The following is a 21349-nucleotide window of genomic DNA, read 5'->3' as shown; positions in this document are numbered from 1 at the left end:
GCAAGCGTTTTTTCGCTTGCTTGGTTAAAAAGTGGGTTTAACTGTGGGGACAACACCGCAGTTGGGGTTGGGTGACTATTTACACAAAGTCTCACAGGGAATGCCATCACCATCTCTATCAAGACGAGATAGACCACAGACATTAAGATAATGCTTAGCTTCGGCACATGATGACATCTGTTTGCAAGTTCGTTTTGAACCGCATTTACCGCCACTATCTGCCAAATCTCTTTTCTCTTGTGATTGGGCGATTTGCTGTGTTTGAGTAGGGATGGACTGCTCGCCACGTTTGCCACGCCTAAAATCACTAGGATATATGGCATCAGGTTGCGACCATAAACCAAGGCTATCTCGTCTCGCCTTAGTCTCCAAGTCTATATATTCGTTATCCTTAACATACTCACGATAAGCCCACGCCATACCCAAAGCCACCATTTCTTTATTGATATTTTTGTCATCAACAAACACTTCGGCAACTGTACGCCCATACTTATCCTGTTCCTTGGTGTCAAGCTCAACGGTTTTACCAAAAATCATATCCGACAAAGCTTTTTTGGACGCACTGCCAAAATCCTGCCCCGTCTCAGGAGCATCTATTTGGTCAAACCTTATCTTAATTTGTTTTTTATCATTAGTCAGACAAGTGGCGGTGTCGCCATCACTAACCCCCACGATTTTACACGACACGTCATATTTGCTCACTGCTTTTTCGTTTTCGGCAACCACTGGGGGCGTGGTAACTATTGGTGCAGGAACAACAACAGTTTGGGCTACTGGCTCTGTTACTGGCTCTACTGTTGCCTGTGGCACTTCATCAACAGGTTTTGGCTCTATACTTTGTGGTTTTGGTGTACTTTGAACCATTTCAGGTTGTCGCTCTGGTGCTTCCGTGAACGCCACAACCAAGGAAAAGCCAACAATGTACAAGACAAAGCCCATACCAAAGGCTTTTTTGCCTGTTATTTTTAATTTATTGCGTATTCGTGGCAGACCAAGTAAGCCCGCACCGAACATCAACAGTCCACCAAAAAAGTTTAAGAGCATAAACAGCAAAGCCATCATGATGATGACAATGCCCCCAGCAGTACCTAGACTTGTCAGAAATTTTTGCATATAAACTCCCACCAAAAGAGCTTACATAATACACATTTAGCAACAAAATAGCAATACTAGCCCATGATTTTATCAATTCGCTCCCCGAGCTTTTGGGCAAAGCGGACTTCTGCATTGGCATAGCCACCATCAAATGTCGGACGAAAAATGGGACGTGGGGCTTGGTAAGCTGTGCCATATTCATTAAAAAACCAATAATACGCATCACCAAAAGTCTTGCCTGTATTTTCCGCCACATAAATGGCAATGGCTGCTCCGTCTATGTTGGCACTAACCCCTTTGGTTAGCCGTCTGCGTTTAATGGATTGGCGATACAGACCAGGGTTTTGCATCTGGTATTTGCCCGTACCACGCTTGGCACGTCGTCTGCGTTTTTTGCCATTTTTATCATAATAATAGCCAGTGCCTTGACCGCCTGACATATACCGTCGATACATGCTAGGACTAACAGGGGCTTTGGCTCTGATGGCTTGATACATCGGCGTACTAGCAAACATGAGAGAGCCATACAGCACACCGCCTGCATCTTTGTTGCCTACTTCTTCACGCAGTTGGTGTAGTTTTTTATTAAGCTCATCAAGCCCCCTAATCTGCATCGGCAACCCCTTTTAGCACTAATGTGAGATATTCACGCCCTGTGTTATTATCCGCCAATGGCTCGCCCATAATCTCATACATTCGCCCTGCGTGCTGTACTCGCATGGTGCCGTCTATGTCGGTGCGGTGGCGGATTTTGGCTCTTGCGGTGATTTGGCTGTCTGCTGCTTGCCCTGCGATAATATCCTTGACCGATAACGGGGTAATTTGCCCCCAAAGGGTTAGGGTATGTTCCCATTGCCCCACTTTGACCGCACCTGTTGCGGAGCGAGTGGTAGACTGGCGGAAAAATTTTAGGCGGTGGCGAAGTGGTGTAGCGTTCATTATTCCCCCTAGAAAGTCGGTGTGCGATACGGACTTAAAATTTGACGAACAGGAGCGGGTAAAAAGTTGCCAAATTCTTCCCCGTTCTCGCTGTTGCGGTTGTCATCAAGATAACCAACCATCAGCAATGTGGCGGTTTTTAGGCTTGGTAACATTTCATCTTTAACCTCGTCTGTGATGTAGTTTTTAACGGCATTTTCGGCAGTTTGTAAGTAAATTGCCAAAATTGTGTCATTGCTGTCATCGTCATAGCGTAAATGGTGTTTGACTTCGTCAAGGGTGGCAAAATCTGTCATTATTTACCCCCTTTATCGCCCAAAACTGCCCGAATGCGTAAACGGGGCTTGACCGCCTTTGCTGGTGTTGGTTCGGCTTTGGGTTTGGCATTGAATGGGTCTTCGCTGTTATCTCGTTTGGCAAGGGCGGATAGGCTATAATTTTGCTGTTGCATAAGCGGAGACTCGCCCCCGACAACAGGCGGTAGCCCGAGCGTTGCCCGTGCTTCGTTGGGTGACAAAATGCCAGAGTGTGTACCTTCTTTAAGGTAGAGCATTTGGCTCATACTATCCATTCGGATAAGGCTGGTTAGGTCGGCGATGATTTCTGTGCCTTTTTCTAGCCCCAAATGCTCATCAAGCAAGTTCTCAATGGCTTCAATGTAGTGTTGCAAACAGTCGCTATAATAAATCTCGTTAAGGTCAGACACCTTTTGCCCTGTGGCAACCACGCCAAGCCCAATCTTAAAAGCAGGGACATGGAACACCGAGCAGACAATTTCAGCGGTCATTTTAAGCTGTTCAAGGGCTTGGGTGTCGGCAGATGATAGACTAATCTGCTCATATTTTGCTCCATCGCCCAGCACCGCCACATCACCCCTGTTTGCCCCTGTATATTTTTGTCGCCATTGAAGTTTTAATTCATCAGCACGAGCTTGGCTAATAGCACTTGGCACAGACAAAACACCAGATGGACGGCTGTCGTTTTTAAATAAAGTCGCTTGATTGCCTTGTATCGCCAAGCCAACCCCTGCCGACACCGCACAGGCACTAATCGGCGACAAGCCAACAAGCGGGTGGTAAAGGCAGTTAAAGCGGTCGTGTATAATCTCGCTGGCTGGCACGGTGGTTTCGGACAGTCCAAAAAGTTTGTCGTGGCTGACTTGATAAAACACTTCGCCTTTGTTCGAGACAAGCACTTTGACGCGGTCGGGGTTTAGCACCCATAGGCGAAAAATATCGCCAAACAAATCCCGTTCTTTTAGGATATAAGCATTGCCCCGCAAAAGCTTGGAAGTTATCCAATTCTCGGCAAATTGTTGCCAAGTTTGGTGGGGATTTGGCTTTTTTAGTAGTCTTTGGGCGTGCGATTTGGTAGGCAAAAGTACACCATTTTGTACCGATTTTGTGTCCATTTTGAGTTTGCCAATGTCGCTTGCGATAAGCGACACACAGGCAAAGATGGCGTGAAAATTGGTTAAATCGGTGCGTTTTAGCTCGTCATTTTTTTGCCACGCCCCTGTGTAGGGTTCATTGATAATGGGTAGCCAGCCGTTACCGCCAGTCGGAGCAGGGGTAAGCGATTTTTTGCGGAATAAATCAAAAAAGCCCATTAGTTATTTTCCGTGTTGGTTTTCTTGGTCTTTTTGGGTTTGGCGGTTTCGGTGGGTGTGGCAGGTTCGGCAAGGGTAGTTTCTGCAACTTCTTGCACTTGTTCGCTCACTTCGTCAGCTTTGGGCGGTTCTTGGTCGTCTGCCGTAGGTTTGGCGGTTTCGGTTTCGGATGGTTCTTGGTTGGTGGTAGGTGGTTCGTTTTCGGGGTTTTGGTTGTCATCTAACTGCCCAAATAAGTCGTCAGCATTGCCATTGTCGCTGTTGTTTTCGTCATAAACTTCGGCAAAACCAAGCTGGATAAGGATTTTGGCTTGGGCGGTATTGATGTCTTTAACATCGCCTGTGGTGGCATTCGGGGCGGGTTTTAGGTATTTGATTTTCATTGGCTGCTCCTGTTTTTGTGTTTTGATACTAGGTACAACACCAAAACACAAAAACAGCCCTGCGATAGGACTGTTTTTTGTCTTGTTAAATGACCACTTAATCTTCGTACTTGATGGCGGTGGCTGCCATTGGACGGCGCTTTGCCCAACTAATAAAGCGTTCAGCTCGGATAGCTTCTTTGTTCTCTTGGAACAAGTGTACAAGCGTTTTATTTGGCATTGTGATGGTGGCTTCGGTGCTGTATGACACTTCAACCTGTCCTTCGTCTGCCAAATAAAATTCGCTTGGTTTGACAAGCTCCACGATATTGCCAGCACTTTCGGACTCAATGACAGGCAAGCCGTTTAGCGTTTTTTCGCCTGCTGATGCTTGTAGCCCTGTAAAGACAGGATTACCAAGCGGATTTTTCAGCTCCGCCCATTCGGACGCTCGGGTTTCACTCATAATGTAATGAGCTCCTGCCAAGGACAAATTCGCCTTGATAAAGACTTGGCGGAGCTTGGCAAGGTCGGCTGTAATTTGTGCCTCTTCGTTGCCTGTAGCATTGATGATGGTTGCCCCGTGCAATGACCCAGCAGGACGGGTGGCACTTTGGGCTTGGTCGTCAATGAAGGTCAAATCAAGCAGTAGGCGGTTAGACTCAATCAAATCATCTAAGATGCGGCGGTCGCCATTAAATTTATTAAAACGGGAGAGTTCGTCCGTCAAAACGGCAATGCCAGCAACTTTGTGGCGTTTTAATTCCACGCTGTTAAAGGTGGCATTGGTAACGGGTTTTGGGTCGCCTTCGCCCACCCACGCCGATGTCGCCCCTGTTGCCATACCTGTGATGGTAGCGTCAAAGTCGCCCGCTCGCATATATTTGGCGAGCTTATCAATGATGGTTTGGGCTCTAAGCAGCTCAATAAATTCATTGACAAGAGGGCTTGTTGGCACAAGTACGCCTGAGTTTGTGGTGTCCATCACTACCGCCGATTTTTCAAGCTCGGCAATGACAAGGGGGTGCATTCCTGCGGATTTGGCGATGTCGGCGGCACTCACAAATTCGCCTTTGCTGGCAAGTTTGCTAGATAGGGCTTTGGCACGAGCCATTTGTGCAAAGCCAATGCCTTTGGGTAAGTTGGATTCTACTTTCACGCTTTTACTCTCTTTGGGGATAGGCTCGCCCATTGCCGATGCCTGTGCTTGCTCTGGATTTTCACCGCCAATCTCGGTCGGATTTGGGGCGGTTTCTACTGATTTAATCAGTTTTTCAAGGCGTTCGGCATTCTTTTCCAACGCCTTGATCTCACCTTCGATTTGGGCAATTTGCGCCTCTTCGTCGTCATTTGGTGTGCGGTTTTCGCCCACCGCCTTAGTCATGATGTCACCCATAGACTTTTGTTTTTGGGTGATGGTTGCTTTGACTTTTGCTAATTGCTGCTTATAAGTCATAATAACGATACTCCGTTGTTTGATAAAATTAAAGCAACTGAGCCGTCTGACTGGTTGCTTTTTTGGTTTTGGTTTGTAGTTGGGGTTGGTGGTGGTACAATGGGGTTAATCGGTGGATTTGGGGTTGGTTGCAATGGCAGACACTGTTTTTGTAAATCAAAGGCGTCTTTGATTTGCTTAACGCTGGTAATGACCGCATCGGCATTGGCAGGGACGGTTACAACAGATAACTCATACCATTCCCACTCTTTGATGTGTAAACCCCACGAGCTTTCCAGATAATTATATTCTTTGATTTTAAAGCCAACCGACAAGCATTTGACAAGCCCACTTTTGATAGATTGCCACGCTTCGTCAATGCGTTCTTTTAATTTGCCATCATCAGCGATTTTGGCAATTTTGGCGACAATCTCAATGCCTTTGTCGGTAATGGTTGCCTGTATCACTTCGCCAATGGGCTGATTATGATTGTGTTGCCAAAGTAGCGGAATCGGCAGGGCAAATTTTGCCCCTGTCGGCTCTAAAATATCATCGTCCCTATCGGTGCTGGGTGTGGTGGCAATGCCTGTGATGATACGCTCATCATCGGTGTCTGTTACCGATTTGATTTGTAGGGTGGAGTAGGCTTTGGTCATTTTATTTTTTCCAATAAAAAACCGCCCATATCAGATAGGCGGTTAAAAATGAATAGATGAGAAAATAAAAAAAGCCAAATATTTACACGAAACCGCATAAAATACTTGACTTTATTTGTTGGTTAGCTTACAATATACATCAACAAGGCGTTATCGTCTTGGAGGTGGTGGCAAGATTGCTGGAACAATCAAGCCACTTGGTATTAACCAAACTGGAGAAAACAATGTTAGTTCGTTTAATCATTGTTGTTATCTTGGTACTATTAAGCACACCAGCTTACTAATACCAAGCACCTAAGGTAGCTCAGAACTACTAAGGTGGGGCGGTTGGGAAACTACCGCTCATCTCCATGGCTTTATCTTAGCATAAAACAGGAAATTGTCAAATGCCAAAAATCACAAACACCCCAAAAAGCCAAACCCAACGCACCGCCGACTCTGATGCCAAACGAGGCTTTAAGACCAAGGGCTTAAAATTGCACATTGACGACATTGCCTTGATAGAAAGTCTGTCAGAGCGTCTAAATATCCCCCAAAATCAGCTGATCATGGACGCTGTCAGGGCGTATGAAAAAGGGCTTGGCTAAAAATAAACCCCCACATCATCAGCCGACTTAGGCGGTTGTGGGTTTTGGCTCATAAGGGCAACGGCATTTAGCATGGCGATGACGGGGTCAATCTTACCGTTACCGCTTTCAGATTTGCTCATTGCCACGCCTGAGCCTGACAATTTCACTCGGGCATTGCCCACGCACCACGCCATCATTGCTTGGTTGGCGTGCGTTAGGTCGCCACTGGCGATTTTACGCTCGCACACCTTTTGATAACCGCCCAATTTCCAGCCTTGTGATACGCCTGTGATTTTACTTTCTTTGGGAATGCCGATGGATTCAAGGGCGATGACAATATCGTCCGCTCCTGCTGGGTCAAGACCAATCTTGTCAAGTTTACCACTATCAAAAATCTTTTTGGCAATGTCGGCAAATTCTGCCACATCATCGCCCACGTTTTGAACGACGACCAAATCGCCATCAGCTTCAAAATCTCGGTAACGGGGTTCGTCTTGTTTTCTACGTTCTAGGGCGATGGGGTGACACCACGCCTTGACCCACACCCACCATTGCTTAACCTCGTGGCGAATACCGCCGTCATCGGTGTAGATGTATTTTGGCGTGGGTAAGCGTCCCACTACCGCACAGCCCAAAAGGTCATCAAGACCGCCACCGTCTCCGCCCATGGTGATGACCTCACTTTTTTCAATGAGCTCATCAAGCGTAAATGTCCGTCCTGCCTTTTCCCAAAATTCTGCTCCTGCCCAACGGTTCGCTCTAAGCGATATGCCAATTTCTACATTTAAGTGCTTGGCAAGGGCGGTTTGTAGGCTGTTTTTGTCGTGGCTTTCTTTGGCTCGGTTGATGGTATCAAGTAAGTACTCCAAATCCACACTTGCCCCAAGATTGGGGTTGGTGATGTACCAATTTTCAGGCTGGATATACTCGCCAGACTCAATGTATGACTTCGGAAACTCGTACAACACAGGCAAAAATCTTGGGTCGTCAATCTTGCCGTCTCGTACGCCCCTTGCGTAGTCTAATTTTTCTTTGAAAACGCCTGCGGGCGGCTCGTCCGACATGGTAGACAGATAAATCACAAAGCCCTCTGGTCGGCTTGCCAGCCCCCCTTTGGCTTCTTGGAGCATAGCCGACGCCCCAGAGCGTTTGCCAAAAACCCACAGCTCATCAATCAGCACATAAGTCGCTTTCACACCTGCCAAAGAGTCGGACTCTGCTGCGATGACCTTTAAAGTGGCCTGCGTAGAGCGGTGCGTGATGGTCTTGGTATGAGCCGACACATTAAAAATGGCGGACAGTTCTTTGTCCACCCTTATCATGTCTCGCATGGGGTCAAAGGAGTTGTTGGCAACTTCCTTTGTCGGTGCGACAATCACCAGCTCACAGCTTTGGCGTTCATTGAGAATTAAAGCGGTTAGCATAATGCCAGCCGCCAGCGTGGATTTGGTGTTTTTCTTTGAGATAAGCAAGAAAAACTCCTTAATCAGTCGTTTTTTGACAGCAGGGTCATACGCCCCAAAGATGACTGATACAAAGTCATAGACCCAATCACGGGTTACATCACCGATTTTGGGGCAACCAATCACATCAACCAACGCCAACTCTTTGAACACACGCAACGCAATGTCGCTCGGTGCTTTAAAGAGTGGTGGGCAAGGGATAAGGGATTCGCCCTTTATAATCCGCTCTTCCCAGTCAGGTAGAGCAGTCGTCCAAGTGGGGCTGGTATTGGTACTGGCTAACATAACTTGATAAATATAAATAAAACGCCCCAGCCGTCTTTTGGACAAAATGGGTTAAAAGCTCTTTTTTCTGCAAATCTTGATGACTTGCCACTTCCAAGATTCTAATTTTTGCCTTGTCGGTCAATTTTTCATCATTTAAAAAAGCGCGGCGGGCGTACCATAGCGACTTTTGCAAATCAGTCAATTTATCACCCTTTAACCCTGCTCGGTGCAGGTATTTGTAGCAATTTCCCAAGCAAAACGGCAACAGCTCGGCAATTTCAATACACTCAATCCCGCTCGGGCAACTGGTGTAATGCGGTGGGTGGTTAATCATATCCACGCTGTCGGTTTTGGTTTTGTCCGTCATTTTTCTTACTCCCATAAAAAAACCGCCTTATTTGGCGGTCTATAAATGATGATTTGCTTAATTTTTCAGCCCACTGTATTGCATTTCCATCTGCCGAGACAAGGTGGCATAGGGGCTGTTCTCGCTCTTTTGTCGTGCGACATCAATGGCATCCTCTTTTTTGCCTGTCTGAGCCAGTTTCTGCTCAGTGTATGGCAAAAGAGCGATGGCGGCGTTAATGCGTTCTTTTGGTGTGTACAAGCCATCAACATTATTAAACACCGAAGTCAAAAACTCCAAGGGCGACTGGGGCGTGGTCGGTGCTTGTCGTACCTGATCCGTCTCGGTCGGTATGGCTGACGCATTCTGATAACCAATGTCAGTCGTGGCGGTGGCAGAGTTTTCGGTTGGTGTGGTTAGTTCGGTATTGACCGTCCGCACCTGATGAATGAATGCTTGCACATTCTCACGCTTTGCCATATCTGCGACAAATTTACGAGCCGCTTCATGATTTTTACAGCCAGCTTCAAGGGCGGCTGTGTGTAAGTCCATACCACTCGCCACAAGACGAGCGTATCGTTCCTGCTTTGCGGTGATAGCCATTTTTTTAACCTTTCTATATTCTTTATAATGTAATTTTATGTAACTTTTGTTACTGTGTTCATCAGCGGAGAAACGGAGATTTTCCCCCAAATCAATTTTTTTTTATACACGAGAGGGGGCGTGGTGTCCGTGAAATCAGCTTAAAATTGTTGCACTCCCCCCGCCTGGCTTTCGGTCTGGGTTTTTTGTTTGTGGCAGGTGTAGCAAAGGATTTGTAGGTTTGCCTTGTCGTCTGTGCCGCCTTGGGCGACATTCACAATGTGGTCTAGCTCAAGCCGTCCGCCAACCCGACCACAGCACTGGCAAGTGTAGTTATCCCGAGCCAAAATCTCATCACGAAGTCGTCGCCATGCTCGACCGCCACGACCTTTGCCCCAGTTTTTCTTTGGGGTGTGGGTGGCGGTTGGTTTTAAGCGGGGTTGTAAGGTGCTTAGTTTTACCATAATTTTGCCAACAAAAAACGCCAACAGCGTGAGCCGTTAGCGTTAGTTACAATTATTGATTATGGCAAAATGATAGCAAAAAGTGTGCAATCTGTCAATAGCCCAGTTTTAAGTTTATTCCAAGCTGTTCACGAACCTTACCAGCGACAACTTTGGCAATACCTGTGATATTGCCAATGATGTTATCAATAGCTTCACCTGCATTTAAGTTATAGTATTGACGGCGACTAATTCCCATACAACAAGCCCTCTCTTTTGCACAAAAAGTAGAGCGACTAAGATTTTTTTGAGGGTAGCTTATCTCTATCAGGGCGGTATTGATGATGGACTGATGATGTTTGGCAGGTATCTTTGTCAGATGTTCGGCAAACTCTACCGCCAATGATGATAGCAGAAAATCACGACTGGCTTGGTCGTGGTAATAGTAGTAACGATAACAAGCGTCAGCAAATCGGCTGACCCCTGCAAAAGACTCGGCAACAGCGACAAGCTGGTCTTTGGGTATGCGATGTTTTGTCATGGTTAGTCCTTGGTGTGATGACGTGTAATTATTAAATGGTGTGCAGGGTTTTGTCAAATATTGCAGACCATGCACAGTACTATACACAACTTTGGCTCTAAAAAAGCATTGATTTTAAAGGATAAATTATAATCTGTGCAGGGTGTGCATAGTGTGCAGGGTTGTTTTTGTTTTTGGGATAATTTTTTAAAATTAAATTTTTGTCATTATATCGGCAATAAAAACCCCTGCGACAATGCACAGGGTTGGGGCAATGCTAGATGTGGTAAGGCTTACAAGGTGTGCAGGGTTTGTTTTAGACCCTGCACAGACCCTGCATACTATGAACTAGATAAAAGGGTTGGTGTCTTCGTAAGATGAGCGGTTGTTGGTGTTTGATGATGGGTGTGGGTTTTGGGCTTGGATTATAGCACCTTTAAAGCGAGATATGCAAAGACCAAATGTATTTTGGTCGGGCTTTTTACTCATGTCCAAGCCGATGATAAACGCCATGCTTTGTCCGCTTTTGGGGATAAAGCTGTCGCCATTTTGCAGGCTGTATTGATAGCGGATGCGTTCTTTATGTTCACGCAAGCCGACAAACGTCAAAAATTTAGTGCTAGATGTGCCACGCTCGCCATTTTTCTTACACCATATCGTGTAGTATTCGTACAGGTCGGCAGTTAGGCAGGTCATGTATGGCACGTCCAATTCGTCATTTTTCCAATAAGTATAAAACCGCTCCCAGCTTGCCATACTGATTTGTTGTAGGCGGGTTTTTGCAGACGTGGTAATGGCGGTGCTGTGAGCGTTTTGGGTGCCGACATTTTTTAGCAGTAGATAAGTATAAAACGCTCGTATCATCTGCTCATCACTGCCGTCCAATGCTTGCGATACAGCAAGGCGTAAATGCTCAGGTATGACCGCTTCGGGGTATAGCACCACATGACGGCGGTCGTTCTCATCTAATGATAAGGGCTGCATGTCATTGGATAAAAAGACAGTGTTAACAAAGTTGTCCTGCGTCCAGCCACTGACGAACTTTTTATTAATGTACACGGTGTCGCCTGTGATGAGCTGTTTTACCATGCCCATTTGTGAATAACGCTCTTTGCCCTGCAAAATCTCTTCAAAGACCGAAAACAGTTTGCCTTCTATCCAGTCATTGTACTGACTGTCTAATTGCCCCTGTCCTAGCGTCAGCTTGTAGTCGCCATAAATCCGTCTCATGATACGGTCAAAAAACAGTGATTTACCTGCCCCTTGGATGTGTCCATGCACGATGAGTGCCGTGTCCATTTTGGTGCCGAGATTTTGCAGGGGGATGGCAAGCCAGTTTAGCACCCAGTCAAGGGCGTGTGTGTCTTTGCCACAAAAGCATTTGACCAGCTCAATGATGGGCGAACACATGCCAAGCAACAAATACTCATTGAATTGGTCGTCATCAATGCCTAGCTCATGAGCGGTCAAAGGCTGTATCGCTAGGTCTTTGAACGTGTTGATGTAGTTTTCGCCGATGGCGACACGGCGTTTGGTGGGGTCAAACCAAATATTATGCGATTCTACTTTTTGGCGTTTTTCGGATTTGTTCCAGATGTCGAACTCATTGGGGTATTCTAGGCGAAGTGTCTCTATCGGCTGGCGTTTGCCTGTCTTAAAATTAAACACTTCTTTGGTGCCTTGGATGTACCAGTACTGCTCAAAGATGTCTTTGTACTCTTTGGCGGTTACTTCGGCTTGTTCGGTGCGGACGATTTTGCGGTCTATCGTCTTTTGCTTACCGCTAAACAGCCACGCATTGGCAAGCTCTTTACCAACCATGCCGATAAAATGGGTCTTGGTCATCTCTATGGCGTTGGTAATGTCATAGATTTTGTTGGTGATTTTGCCAATGTCTTTGATTTGGGCGAAATTATCCAACAAATAATCAAGCGTGTAAGTTGGATTGTCGTCCGCCACTTTTTTAGGGCGTGGGTGATTTAGGGCGTGGGTGATTTGAGCTTTGACAACATCAAGCCCAAAATGGGCGTGTAGGTCGTTGTAGTCGGTCAAGTCGCCTGTGAGTGTACGCTCATCACCGCCAAAATCAGGGCTGATGACTTCGCCCCCTGTGAGCGTGGCGGATTCGTTCCCTGCGATTAGTCCTGTGTTTTTGCCTGTTTTTTGTTCGGTCGCCCTGTCGTCATCGGCACAAAAAATCAAGCGATGATTCGGATAGAGCGTGCGGATGATGGATGAGCATTTGACCATGTTGCCAGCGTCAAAGGTGATGATGGTGGCGTGATGACCGCCCACGCTCTCATAGATACTAGCCCCTGTGGCGTAGCCTTCGGCGATAAAAATCACGTCCGAGCGAGCCGTATCGCCAAGCGTGAAAAACGCACCGCCCACGAGTCCGTCTTTGATAAACAGCTTTTTACCGTCTGCACTGATAGACTGGATATTGCACAACGTGATGTTGCCCGTGTTGGTGTTGTGATAATATAGCGGGATCAGCAGGTTGCCCTTGTCGTCCACTTTGAGTCCGTGCGAGCGTACGCCCTTTTTGGTCAGATAGGGGTGGTCGGTGGCAGGAGTGGCATTGCCAAAGCGAGATTGGGCGGTCTTGGCAACTGCTTGGCGAGCCTGTTTTTTGGCTTGTTTTTCGGCAGACTCTCGCTCGGCTTGGGCTTTTGCCCATGCTTGGCGGTCAGCTTCGCTGATTTCTTTACCGCCGTCAATGCCTAAGATGTCAGCGATAAGGGCGTGGGTGTCGTAGGCGTCATTTCGGGTGTAATCACGGACAAGTGTGTAGCCGTTGCCCGCTCCGCACTGGTTGCAAATCCATGAGCCTGTGCCGTTTTTATCGTCACAGCGAAAACGGTCTGAACCGCCACATAAAGGACAAGATTGGTGTTTTTTACCATTGCCTTTGAGCTTGATGCCCACGGCAGGAAAGATACGGCTGACATAGTAGCCGTTTGCTTGGTCTTGGATATAGTCAAAATTTAGGGGTGGGCGTTTGTTTTCCCCTTGTATTTTTGTATCAGTTGTCATATAATAAAACTCGCTTGCTTGTAAGCACTTCTAAGCCCATTGGTTGCCCCCAATGGGCTTTTGCTTTTGTTTATTTAACACTTTTTCTAATGTAATCCCAGTTAATGTCTGGGCGTAACTGCTCGGCAGTGATTTGCCCTTGGGTTGCTTGTTCAATGTCCAAACATCTGTCTTTGGGTGGGCAAGTCTTATCCCATTTACTGACCGCCCATGGCGTAATACCAATGGCACGAGCTAGGGCAGACGTACTACCCAAAATAGATATGGCACGCTCTAACGGGGTTTTTTCCATATTTAATACCTAAAAACTACTTAAAGTAGTAGAATTATACTACTAAAAATAGTGATGAATCAAGCGTTAATTTCATGTAAAATAGTTTTATTTTTCTACTAAGGGTAGTAAATCATGAGCGAACCTGCAAAATATCAAGACTTTGGCGAGCGTGTTGAGCAGTTGATGAAACAAAAACACGCCAAACTGGACGATGTGGCAAAAGCTACGGGTATCAGCTATGAGATGATAAGACGATACAAAGACGGTATCGCTAAGCCCAGAGAAAAAGGTATGCAGAAATTGGCGGACTATTTTGGGGTATCAATCGCTTATATGGGCTTTGGCAATGAAGGTTTTCAGAGTAATGGTTTTGTGGACGGCGTGGCGAAAAAAGTGCGTGAAATACCTGTACTAACATGGGTGCAAGCAGGGATTTTTAATGAGACGGGCGAGCTAGAATATAACTACACTGAGCCTGCTTATGATGATGACTATCCTGATGACGTGTATTGGGTAAGAATCAAAGGCGATAGCATGGAGCCAAGATTTTTCCAAGGTGATTTGCTACTTATTGACCCCAACCGTCAGGCCAAAGGTGGGGACTTTGTCATCGCCCGTGAAGAATTTGAGTCTAACTCTATCACTTTCAAAAAACTGCGTAGCTGTTTTGACGAGACCACAGGTAAGGACTATTACCAGCTTGTCCCCTTGAACAAAGATTATGCCATTGTTGATAGTCGCTTTAAAAACTTTGTCATCCAAGGCGTGGTCATTGAGAAAAAAGAAGTTTTGATTTAAGGATTATCTATGAAAAATTTTGTTGTTATTGATGTGGAAACAGCTAATGCCAATCTAAGCTCCATCTGCCAAATTGGTATCGCTGTCTTTGACGGAGAGACATTGATTGATGAATATGTCAGCTTGGTCAATCCACAGACCTACTTTGATGTCATGAATGTCAGCATACATGGCATTGACGAAGCGGACGTACAGCACGCACCGACCATCTCTGAGATTGAGCCAATCATTCGTCAATACTTCGCACAGGGCGTGGTCTGCTCATACGGCTCTTTTGACCGCACCGCCCTTGATAGAGCGATTGGCAATATCCCCAATGTGTGGCTGGACATCATCAAAGTTGTCCGCCGTACATGGAATGAGTTTGCATGGGCTGGCTATGGACTGGCAAGTATAAGTGACTATTTAAACATTGAGCTAAATAATCATCATGATGCCCTAAGTGATGCCAAAGTAGCGGGACAAGTGTTAATTTGTGCCATGCGTGAAACACGTTTTGACTTGGACGGCATTATTAAACGTGCTAACAAAACACTGACCTTAAATTATGAAAATAGTCGCACTAAACTAAAAGGCAATCCAGACGGAGAATACTACGGAGAAACCTTGGTATTCACAGGGGTGTTATCCATTCCAAGGAGTGAAGCGACCGCCCTTGCTAACGCCAAAGGGTTTGACGTGTCGCCCAGTGTCAATAGTAAAACCAATTATCTGGTCAAAGGACTGGCAGAACCCGAAAAACTAAATGGTAAAGACATGAGCACCAAAGAAAGCAAAGCCCTAACGCTCATCAAGAAAGGTCAAGACATCATCTTTTTAAGCGAAGAAGATTTTTTCAACCTGATAAAATAATCCCCTAAGTACCTAGACCGCCCCAATGTGGGCGGTTTTTTGTCGCCTTTAATAAATTTTTACTATAAAAAATAGGAAAAATAATACTATTAAAATCAGTATTTTATGAATTATTTCTACTTTTAGTAGTTTTAAAGGATTGATTTATGCTACTTAAAGTAGTATTATTTTCACACCGAATTTGAGTAGGAGTGAATTTATGAACTCAATCAATAAATCAGACCTGGTGTTACAGCTATTATCTATCATCCTGCTTGCCCTTACTTTGCATTCATGCGTAGTAGGCTTGGAAAAGCAAGCCGAAGCCGACTACCAAAAATGCCTGTCATGGCAGGCAGACGGTTATAACGTGAGATGTGGGGGCAGACCATGACACAAGATAACAAGCATGACAACGGGGCAAATCTCATCATTGACGCTCTACTGGCTCGCATGAGTGAGCTTGACCGTTTTAGCGATGATGAGCGTGTCATCGCAGGTAGGGAGCTGTTGCCACTAGATGTCGTGGTTAATGATACAGGCGGGTTTGGTTTTGTCATCGAAGCAGCAGAATATGGCTATGACGACAATGGCAACAAGCGTTGGAGTGTGGATTTTGCAGGTGGCGTGCTTATGTTGGTGTATAGTGGCAAGAACGAGGCGGTGCGAACCATCTACGAGACCGAAGAGGCTGCTGCAAGAGCGTATCTCGCCAAGCACTTGGGAGATAAAAAATGGTTTTGACTCCTGCAAAAATCCGCCGTGAGCTTGCCAAAATCAGCTTTACTACCGCCCATGCCAAGATTTATAAAACCAATGCCATCGCTCATCTTTTGACTTATGAAAAAAGCGTGGCAAGTCAAGGTGTGATTGATTTGTCAGCGTTATTTGTGGTGTATTGTCATCTATCGTGGCTGTCTAACCATGTGCGTGAGATTAACGATAAGCAAGTGTTACCAAGTGAGCGGTTGTTTATCGTTAATGCACTGGGCTATGTATCTAGCACCTACAACACCCAAAGGAGCGTGTGATGAAAAGCTATATCCCCAATGAAGCAATACTGCACAAAAAGCGTGGCGAGCGTTGGGTGTTTGGGACATTATGCTATCAGACATCGCACCTGCTGTACCAACACCCACAGGGCATGACCCTAGCGAGTGTGCAACGGGTCATCGGACTGTCTGCCAAAACCGCCAAAGCCGTACTGAGTGCGGTGGCGGTGGAAAAAGACGGTAAATTTTATCAAAATAATCAACGTAACCAACCACTCGGAGGATAAAGATGAGTGAATTTAAAGCAACCGACACCTGTGAATTTATCACAGATTTAACCGCTGGTGCCTTTGCCGAACAAATCGGTGTTGCCATCAGCGATGTATGCAGTCAAGTGGTCGCCACGGGCAAAAAAGGTCAAATCAAACTGACCTTTGATGTCAGTCCCATTGGCGAGAAAGGTATGGGGCAAATCCAAGTCAAGCATAAGCTCGACTACACCGCCCCTGAGACCTTTGGCACACGCAAAGAAGACTATGCCCGTGAAACGTCCATGTATTGTCACACGGACGGCAGGGTAAGTCTATTTTATGAAAATCAACTTTTCGGTCAAGAAGCATAGGAGCTTATTATGACAAACATTTTTGAAAATCACGAGTCTGACTTAGCAGTCATTGCCGACTTAACACGTCCAGACATCCTTAAATTTGGCGACAATGGCATTGCTTATAACGGTAACGTTAAGCTTGGTACGATTGATAATTTTTTGAACGCTCGCACTCGTAAGCGTGGCACATTTAGCACTGATGATTTGGATTCATTCGGTGAATTTGTTGAAGTGCATGGCACGGCAGCAAATACTGAGATTTTTATTGACAAATCAGCGATGGAAGCGATGGCGGTGCTGAACTTTGGCGATGACAATTATCCGATGGGGCATTGTGATTTTTGTGCGGCACTGACCGCCAAGCCGACCAAGGTGTATAAAAAAATCACTGGTTTGCATAATTATGGGCGTGTCAGCCAAAAAGACTTTGCGGTGTTCTTAGAAGATTGGGGTGGTCAGTTTGTTGCTTTGGACGAAAATGGCGAAGAGATCCCGATGAAAAAAGCCATCGCTGTTATCCGAGACATGAAAATTGACGAGCTTGCCGAAAGCACGAGCCAAGTCGGTAATTTTAGAGAGTCTCGCTCACGGCTTGAAACGGTGGCGGTCAAATCGCAAGCAGGGCTGTTGCCAGCGTATTTTGAAATCAAAAACACGCTGTATGAGACCCTAAGCGAGCCAAAAACCGTACGGCTTAGATTGTCTATCAACACCGCCAATGGCAAGCCTGAATTTACGCTGTCCATCGTAGGTTATGAGCTTTTGACCGAAGAGTTGGCGAATGACTTTTTGCAAGCGGTCAAAGATAAGCTGGATTCTGAATTTTGCTTGTTCTTTGGTAAATTTCAAGGTTGATTTTGGAAAAGCATACAGCCACGAGGTTTGTGGCTGTATTTGGGGTGTGAAATGATTAAATTGCTGGCAATAGCTGCCAATCTTGCAGACAGTTTGCATTATTTGAGTGGCGTGCGTTTTGATGTGTTGGGTATTGACAATAACCAAAATTACCAAAAAGCGTTGGAGCTGGGTCAAAAAGCCCATACTGATTTGTTAAGGGTCATTGATGACAATGATGGCTGGATTAGTATTAACGCAAAATTACCACCACGCCCTGATGAATATCTGGTTTATTATGGCGACCGAAAACAAAGGCAACGCCAAACGGTATATCTTCCAATTCATCAATTTGACGATAAAGAATATTTGCAAGCGGTTGGCATTACACATTGGGCGTACTTGATGGCAAATCCAAATGAATTTACCGATGATGATATGCCATTTTAATATTGTAAAAATGAATATTTAACCGATGGAGTATAAACGATGATGAACTCAATCACATGGCTCACGCAAAAAGACATGGCGAAACGACTGGGCGTGTGCGTCAATACTTTTAAGACTTACTACCGACCCAAATACCCACCCAATGCCCAGCGTGGCAATAAGGTATATTGGACATTGGAAAACGCTAAGCGTATCGAGCAAGAAATTAACGGCACGACCGTATCATAACCATCTAATCCAAGGGGCAAAACGCCCCTATTTTTATGCCTGCCAACCTGCCACAATGTCCGCCCACCAGCTCATGAGTGCCACTCGTTCGTCCCAGTATTCAGCACGGTTATAAACATGACGGACATCTTTTTTGGTGTGAGCAAGCTGTCTTTCAATCACATCAGCACGCCAAAGTCCACTGTCATTTGCCACGGTAGAAAACAGCGAACGAAAGCCGTGCGTGGTCATGCGACCGCCAAAGCCTGCTCGCTTAATAACCGCCAACACACTTTCAATCGGCATGGACTTGGCAGGGTTGCTGTGATGTTTAAAAACAAAGCCGTCATCAATGCGTGAGCCGTGCAATTCCTTTAATATCTTTAAGGGCTGACTGGCAAGTGGGACGGCGTGTTCAAGCCGTGTTTTCATGCGATAGGCAGGGATAATCCACACGCCCTTATCCAAATCAAATTCGTCCCATGTTGCCTTACAAAGCTCACTAGGTCGCACCGCCAGATAATTTGCCAGCGACAAAGCAACAGGAGCAAGTCCGATGGTGGGTGTTTTTCTGATGGTTTGCCAAAAATCAGTCATCTCATCGGCGGACAATGTTGCCATATTTTGCACGGTGTGGGTGGGTATGATGTTATCAACCAGCGTGCAGGGGTTATTTTGGGCGTATTCGTGGGCGATGGCGTAGTTAAATACTTGAGACAGTAGGCGTAATGAGCGTTTGGCAGTCTCGTATGTGCCTTGTGCAACCATTTGGCTCACTGCCTTGGATACCATCGCACGGCTGACATCTGCCACTGCCATATCTCTAAAATCATTGGTGATGTAGGTCAGACGATAGATGACGGTGTATTTGTACTTCTCACTTGTCCATTGCTTGCTGTACAGCTCCACCCATTCATGAATGAGTTCGCTGACTGTGATGGGCGTTAGTCCTGCATTGTCTTTGATTTTGGTGGCAAGCTCTCTGGCTTGTTTTAGGCTGACAGCTGGGTATTCGCCCAGTTTTTTGCGTTTTCGTTTGCCAAGGGCAGTGTATTCTAACACCCAAGACTTACGACCTGTTGGCATGACATCAATGGATAAGCCTTCGCCTGCTGATAGCGAGTAGCGTTTTTCGGTGGGTTTTAGCCCTTTGATTTTGTTATCGGTAAGCATTGGTGTGTGTATCTCGTGTGTGGCTGTGTGTCGCCGTGTGTGTAAAATCGTTTGATGTTCGTTGATTTACTATGATACACGATGACTTTATGAGATACAACAAGATAATAAAAAAGCCTTGATTTACAAGGCTTTTTTGATGGTTTATGACACTTAAAAATACTTGATGATTTTTAGTGATTTTGATAGGTGGTGGAGATGGCGGGAGTTGAACCCGCGTCCGCCAGCACTACGCCCATGACTCTACACGCTTAGAGTCTGTCTTTGGCTTTAATCCGCACCGACCCGACAGTCAGGGTGGATTGGACGATTTGCTAAGAGTTCGCACCTGTCATCGCAACGCTAACAGATGCTATCCTTTGTGCGTTCGCATCGGGGTGAGCAACCAGACCAAAGGCAATCTGTGCCGACCCAAGTAGCCCTTAGGCTGCTAGTGCGTAAGTTTCGTCGTTTGCGACTATTTTAAATGTATGTTGATTGACAAGAGGCATACGCTCTTGACGTGCATCATTAGGTTTCATTACCAGCGTCGAAGCCAGAACATCCCCAATGGCTTGATTATAACAAAAATCATCATTCAAATCAAGGGTTATACATGACCTAGCTTGATTTCTTAGCTGTCTGTGCCGACTCGCCACCAGTATTTTCAAACCATTTTTGCTCTAATGCTTGAAACTCGCCAGAGGCTTTCATGTCTGCCAGCCCCTGATTGAACATCTCAATCACTTGCGTCTTGCCCTTGGGTGCCACCGCGACCGCATATGAACCCTTGTCATTTGCATCGCCATGTTCTAACAGTTTGGTCTTATACTCAGGATGTGCATTGGCAATGTGTTGAACGATTTGCTTGTCGCTAATAATGGCATCCACTTTACCATTTGCCAAATCCTGAAAGCTCAAAAACACCTTGTCCTGAGCCACCACTTGGTCAATGCCATTATCACGGGCAAAGTTTTCAAATACCGTTTCTTTTTGCACACCTAATTTTAGTGACTTTAAATCTGCCACAGAATCAATATCTGCTTTACCATCCAAGGATAAAATACCCGCAGGTAAATACACATAAGGATTGCTGAGCAGATACTTACCTTCACGTTCAGGCGTATAAGAGATGGATGAGATGGCAAGGTCGCTCGTCCCTTGCTCTACTGACTTAAACATCTCCTGCCATGGCAAGATATTAAATTTAACCTCATAGCCATTCTTTTTAGCAATCTGCTGAACCAATTCTACATCAAAACCAATGGGATTACCCTTACCGTCAATATAAGCAAAAGGCGACATACCACTGTTTACCGCCACTTTGAGTGTTTTGGCATTATCAGGATTGGCATTTTGTTTTGCCCCTGTATTTGTTGTCGGTTCTTTATCGCCACAGGCTGACAAAAGCCCTGCACCACATATTACACCAATCACGGCAAATCGACTTAAAAACGAAGTATATTTCATAATAGCCCCTAACTATTTGTTATGTTTTATATTTAAAGTTTAAACAATATTAAGTACATATATTAACAATAATCATACTCAATATCGGCGTGCATTGTATAAAATACAATTAAAATTAGCAATAAATAATTAAATACATTTGTTATATATAAACATTGATAAACTATTTTATTAATATCATATTGATTTTAAAATAATTTTTATAAATAAAGAACACTTATAGCAATCTTAAATTCATTAATCAATAAAAATACAAAACCATTTTATTTTTATAAAAATTACTTTAAATGATTAATACATTTGTAATAAACAATCATGCATCAATAAACAAATATTCATTTATTTAAATACACTTACAAATAATTAACAATAAATAAAAAATCATTATACATCCTGCAAAACTACCCAATCC

General features: G+C 45.3%; 28 protein-coding genes and 1 other RNA gene. 11 read left to right on the top strand and 18 right to left on the bottom strand.

Annotation, left to right across the window (positions count from 1 at the left end; translation table 11 throughout):
- Positions 1–75 precede the first annotated feature (75 nt).
- The 8 genes from B5J93_RS06645 to B5J93_RS06610 all read right to left on the bottom strand — a co-directional run bounded on the left by B5J93_RS06645 (position 76) and on the right by B5J93_RS06610 (position 6096).
- A complete protein-coding gene (locus B5J93_RS06645) occupies positions 76–1113 on the bottom strand; it encodes a thermonuclease family protein (RefSeq protein WP_211278857.1) in 1038 nt (345 codons plus the stop codon).
- Between the two features lie 56 nt (positions 1114–1169).
- Positions 1170–1709, bottom strand: coding sequence for an HK97-gp10 family putative phage morphogenesis protein (locus B5J93_RS06640; protein ID WP_079325674.1), 540 nt, complete (start codon positions 1707–1709; stop codon positions 1170–1172).
- On the bottom strand, positions 1699–2034 hold the full coding sequence (locus tag B5J93_RS06635) for a phage head closure protein (RefSeq protein ID WP_079325673.1): 336 nt from the start codon (positions 2032–2034) through the stop codon (positions 1699–1701). Before B5J93_RS06635 ends, B5J93_RS06640 begins: the two co-directional genes overlap by 11 nt.
- Before the next feature lie 8 nt (positions 2035–2042).
- Positions 2043–2330 carry a head-tail connector protein gene (locus B5J93_RS06630; protein ID WP_079325672.1) on the bottom strand — a complete coding sequence of 96 codons (288 nt, stop codon included), beginning with the start codon at positions 2328–2330 and terminating at the stop codon, positions 2043–2045.
- Entirely contained in the window at positions 2330–3643 is a 1314-nt protein-coding gene (locus B5J93_RS06625) for a phage portal protein (RefSeq protein ID WP_079325671.1), read from the bottom strand. The genes B5J93_RS06630 and B5J93_RS06625 overlap by 1 nt, the downstream gene beginning before the upstream one ends.
- Positions 3643–4026, bottom strand: coding sequence for a hypothetical protein (locus tag B5J93_RS06620; protein ID WP_079325670.1), 384 nt, complete (start codon positions 4024–4026; stop codon positions 3643–3645). Before B5J93_RS06620 ends, B5J93_RS06625 begins: the two co-directional genes overlap by 1 nt.
- A 97-nt stretch (positions 4027–4123) precedes the next feature.
- Positions 4124–5461, bottom strand: coding sequence for a phage major capsid protein (locus tag B5J93_RS06615; protein ID WP_079325669.1), 1338 nt, complete (start codon positions 5459–5461; stop codon positions 4124–4126).
- On the bottom strand, positions 5458–6096 hold the full coding sequence (locus tag B5J93_RS06610) for an HK97 family phage prohead protease (protein WP_079325668.1): 639 nt from the start codon (positions 6094–6096) through the stop codon (positions 5458–5460). Before B5J93_RS06610 ends, B5J93_RS06615 begins: the two co-directional genes overlap by 4 nt.
- Before the next feature lie 386 nt (positions 6097–6482).
- On the opposite strand from B5J93_RS06610, the gene B5J93_RS06605 reads away from it, so the two are divergent.
- A complete protein-coding gene (locus B5J93_RS06605) occupies positions 6483–6683 on the top strand; it encodes a hypothetical protein (RefSeq protein WP_079325667.1) in 201 nt (66 codons plus the stop codon).
- Here B5J93_RS06605 and B5J93_RS06600 read toward each other — a convergent pair.
- The 7 genes from B5J93_RS06600 to B5J93_RS06570 all read right to left on the bottom strand — a co-directional run bounded on the left by B5J93_RS06600 (position 6680) and on the right by B5J93_RS06570 (position 13614).
- Entirely contained in the window at positions 6680–8413 is a 1734-nt protein-coding gene (locus B5J93_RS06600) for a terminase large subunit (protein ID WP_079325666.1), read from the bottom strand. The two genes, B5J93_RS06605 and B5J93_RS06600, sit on opposite strands and share 4 nt — an antisense overlap.
- On the bottom strand, positions 8364–8762 hold the full coding sequence (locus tag B5J93_RS06595; RefSeq protein ID WP_079325665.1) for a DUF3310 domain-containing protein: 399 nt from the start codon (positions 8760–8762) through the stop codon (positions 8364–8366). Before B5J93_RS06595 ends, B5J93_RS06600 begins: the two co-directional genes overlap by 50 nt.
- Before the next feature lie 57 nt (positions 8763–8819).
- Complete coding sequence (locus B5J93_RS06590; protein ID WP_079325664.1) at positions 8820–9344, bottom strand: hypothetical protein; 525 nt, start codon at positions 9342–9344, stop codon at positions 8820–8822.
- A 140-nt stretch (positions 9345–9484) separates the two neighbouring features.
- Positions 9485–9787: an HNH endonuclease gene (locus tag B5J93_RS06585; RefSeq protein WP_079325663.1), complete on the bottom strand. Its 303-nt coding sequence runs from the start codon at positions 9785–9787 to the stop codon at positions 9485–9487.
- Between the two features lie 94 nt (positions 9788–9881).
- Positions 9882–10307 carry a hypothetical protein gene (locus B5J93_RS06580; protein WP_079325662.1) on the bottom strand — a complete coding sequence of 142 codons (426 nt, stop codon included), beginning with the start codon at positions 10305–10307 and terminating at the stop codon, positions 9882–9884.
- 327 nt (positions 10308–10634) lie between these two features.
- Positions 10635–13322, bottom strand: coding sequence for a DUF5906 domain-containing protein (locus B5J93_RS06575; RefSeq protein ID WP_079325661.1), 2688 nt, complete (start codon positions 13320–13322; stop codon positions 10635–10637).
- A gap of 70 nt (positions 13323–13392) precedes the next feature.
- Entirely contained in the window at positions 13393–13614 is a 222-nt protein-coding gene (locus B5J93_RS06570; RefSeq protein WP_079325660.1) for a transcriptional regulator, read from the bottom strand.
- 114 nt (positions 13615–13728) lie between these two features.
- Here B5J93_RS06570 and B5J93_RS06565 point away from each other — a divergent pair, with 114 nt between their 5' ends.
- The 10 genes from B5J93_RS06565 (at position 13729) to B5J93_RS06525 (ending at position 18336) form a co-directional block, all read left to right on the top strand.
- The gene (locus B5J93_RS06565) at positions 13729–14394 is read left to right on the top strand and encodes a helix-turn-helix domain-containing protein (RefSeq protein WP_079325659.1); all 666 of its coding nucleotides are present in this window, start codon (positions 13729–13731) and stop codon (positions 14392–14394) included.
- A 9-nt stretch (positions 14395–14403) separates the two neighbouring features.
- Positions 14404–15246, top strand: a complete 843-nt coding sequence (locus B5J93_RS06560) for an exonuclease domain-containing protein (protein WP_079325658.1) — start codon at positions 14404–14406, stop codon at positions 15244–15246.
- 199 nt (positions 15247–15445) lie between these two features.
- Positions 15446–15619 (top strand): hypothetical protein, encoded by a 174-nt coding sequence (locus B5J93_RS13700; protein WP_167432596.1) that lies wholly within the window; start codon positions 15446–15448, stop codon positions 15617–15619.
- A complete protein-coding gene (locus B5J93_RS06555; protein ID WP_079325657.1) occupies positions 15616–15969 on the top strand; it encodes a hypothetical protein in 354 nt (117 codons plus the stop codon). The genes B5J93_RS13700 and B5J93_RS06555 overlap by 4 nt, the downstream gene beginning before the upstream one ends.
- The gene (locus B5J93_RS06550; RefSeq protein ID WP_079325656.1) at positions 15960–16256 is read left to right on the top strand and encodes a hypothetical protein; all 297 of its coding nucleotides are present in this window, start codon (positions 15960–15962) and stop codon (positions 16254–16256) included. The genes B5J93_RS06555 and B5J93_RS06550 overlap by 10 nt, the downstream gene beginning before the upstream one ends.
- Complete coding sequence (locus tag B5J93_RS06545) at positions 16256–16504, top strand: hypothetical protein (protein WP_079325655.1); 249 nt, start codon at positions 16256–16258, stop codon at positions 16502–16504. The genes B5J93_RS06550 and B5J93_RS06545 overlap by 1 nt, the downstream gene beginning before the upstream one ends.
- A 2-nt stretch (positions 16505–16506) precedes the next feature.
- Positions 16507–16839: a hypothetical protein gene (locus B5J93_RS06540; RefSeq protein WP_079325654.1), complete on the top strand. Its 333-nt coding sequence runs from the start codon at positions 16507–16509 to the stop codon at positions 16837–16839.
- Between the two features lie 9 nt (positions 16840–16848).
- Entirely contained in the window at positions 16849–17679 is an 831-nt protein-coding gene (locus tag B5J93_RS06535) for a DUF2303 family protein (RefSeq protein ID WP_079325653.1), read from the top strand.
- Positions 17680–17730: 51 nt separating this feature from the next.
- On the top strand, positions 17731–18108 hold the full coding sequence (locus tag B5J93_RS06530) for a DUF551 domain-containing protein (protein WP_079325652.1): 378 nt from the start codon (positions 17731–17733) through the stop codon (positions 18106–18108).
- Positions 18109–18147: 39 nt separating this feature from the next.
- On the top strand, positions 18148–18336 hold the full coding sequence (locus B5J93_RS06525) for a hypothetical protein (protein WP_079325651.1): 189 nt from the start codon (positions 18148–18150) through the stop codon (positions 18334–18336).
- Positions 18337–18369: 33 nt separating this feature from the next.
- On the opposite strand, the gene B5J93_RS06520 is transcribed toward B5J93_RS06525, so the two are convergent.
- The 3 genes from B5J93_RS06520 to B5J93_RS06510 all read right to left on the bottom strand — a co-directional run bounded on the left by B5J93_RS06520 (position 18370) and on the right by B5J93_RS06510 (position 20937).
- The gene (locus B5J93_RS06520) at positions 18370–19488 is read right to left on the bottom strand and encodes a tyrosine-type recombinase/integrase (RefSeq protein WP_079325650.1); all 1119 of its coding nucleotides are present in this window, start codon (positions 19486–19488) and stop codon (positions 18370–18372) included.
- 190 nt (positions 19489–19678) lie between these two features.
- Positions 19679–20036, bottom strand: a transfer-messenger RNA (tmRNA) gene (ssrA, locus tag B5J93_RS06515).
- 52 nt (positions 20037–20088) lie between these two features.
- Positions 20089–20937 (bottom strand): substrate-binding periplasmic protein, encoded by an 849-nt coding sequence (locus B5J93_RS06510; RefSeq protein WP_079325649.1) that lies wholly within the window; start codon positions 20935–20937, stop codon positions 20089–20091.
- Positions 20938–21349: the final 412 nt, after the last annotated feature.

Origin of the sequence: Moraxella equi (assembly GCF_002027555.1) — a bacterium.
In the GTDB taxonomy this organism is placed as follows: Bacteria; Pseudomonadota; Gammaproteobacteria; order Pseudomonadales; family Moraxellaceae; genus Moraxella; species Moraxella equi.
The sequence above is the reverse complement of the archived record's forward strand: the minus strand, read 5'-3'. Positions and strand labels throughout refer to the sequence as shown.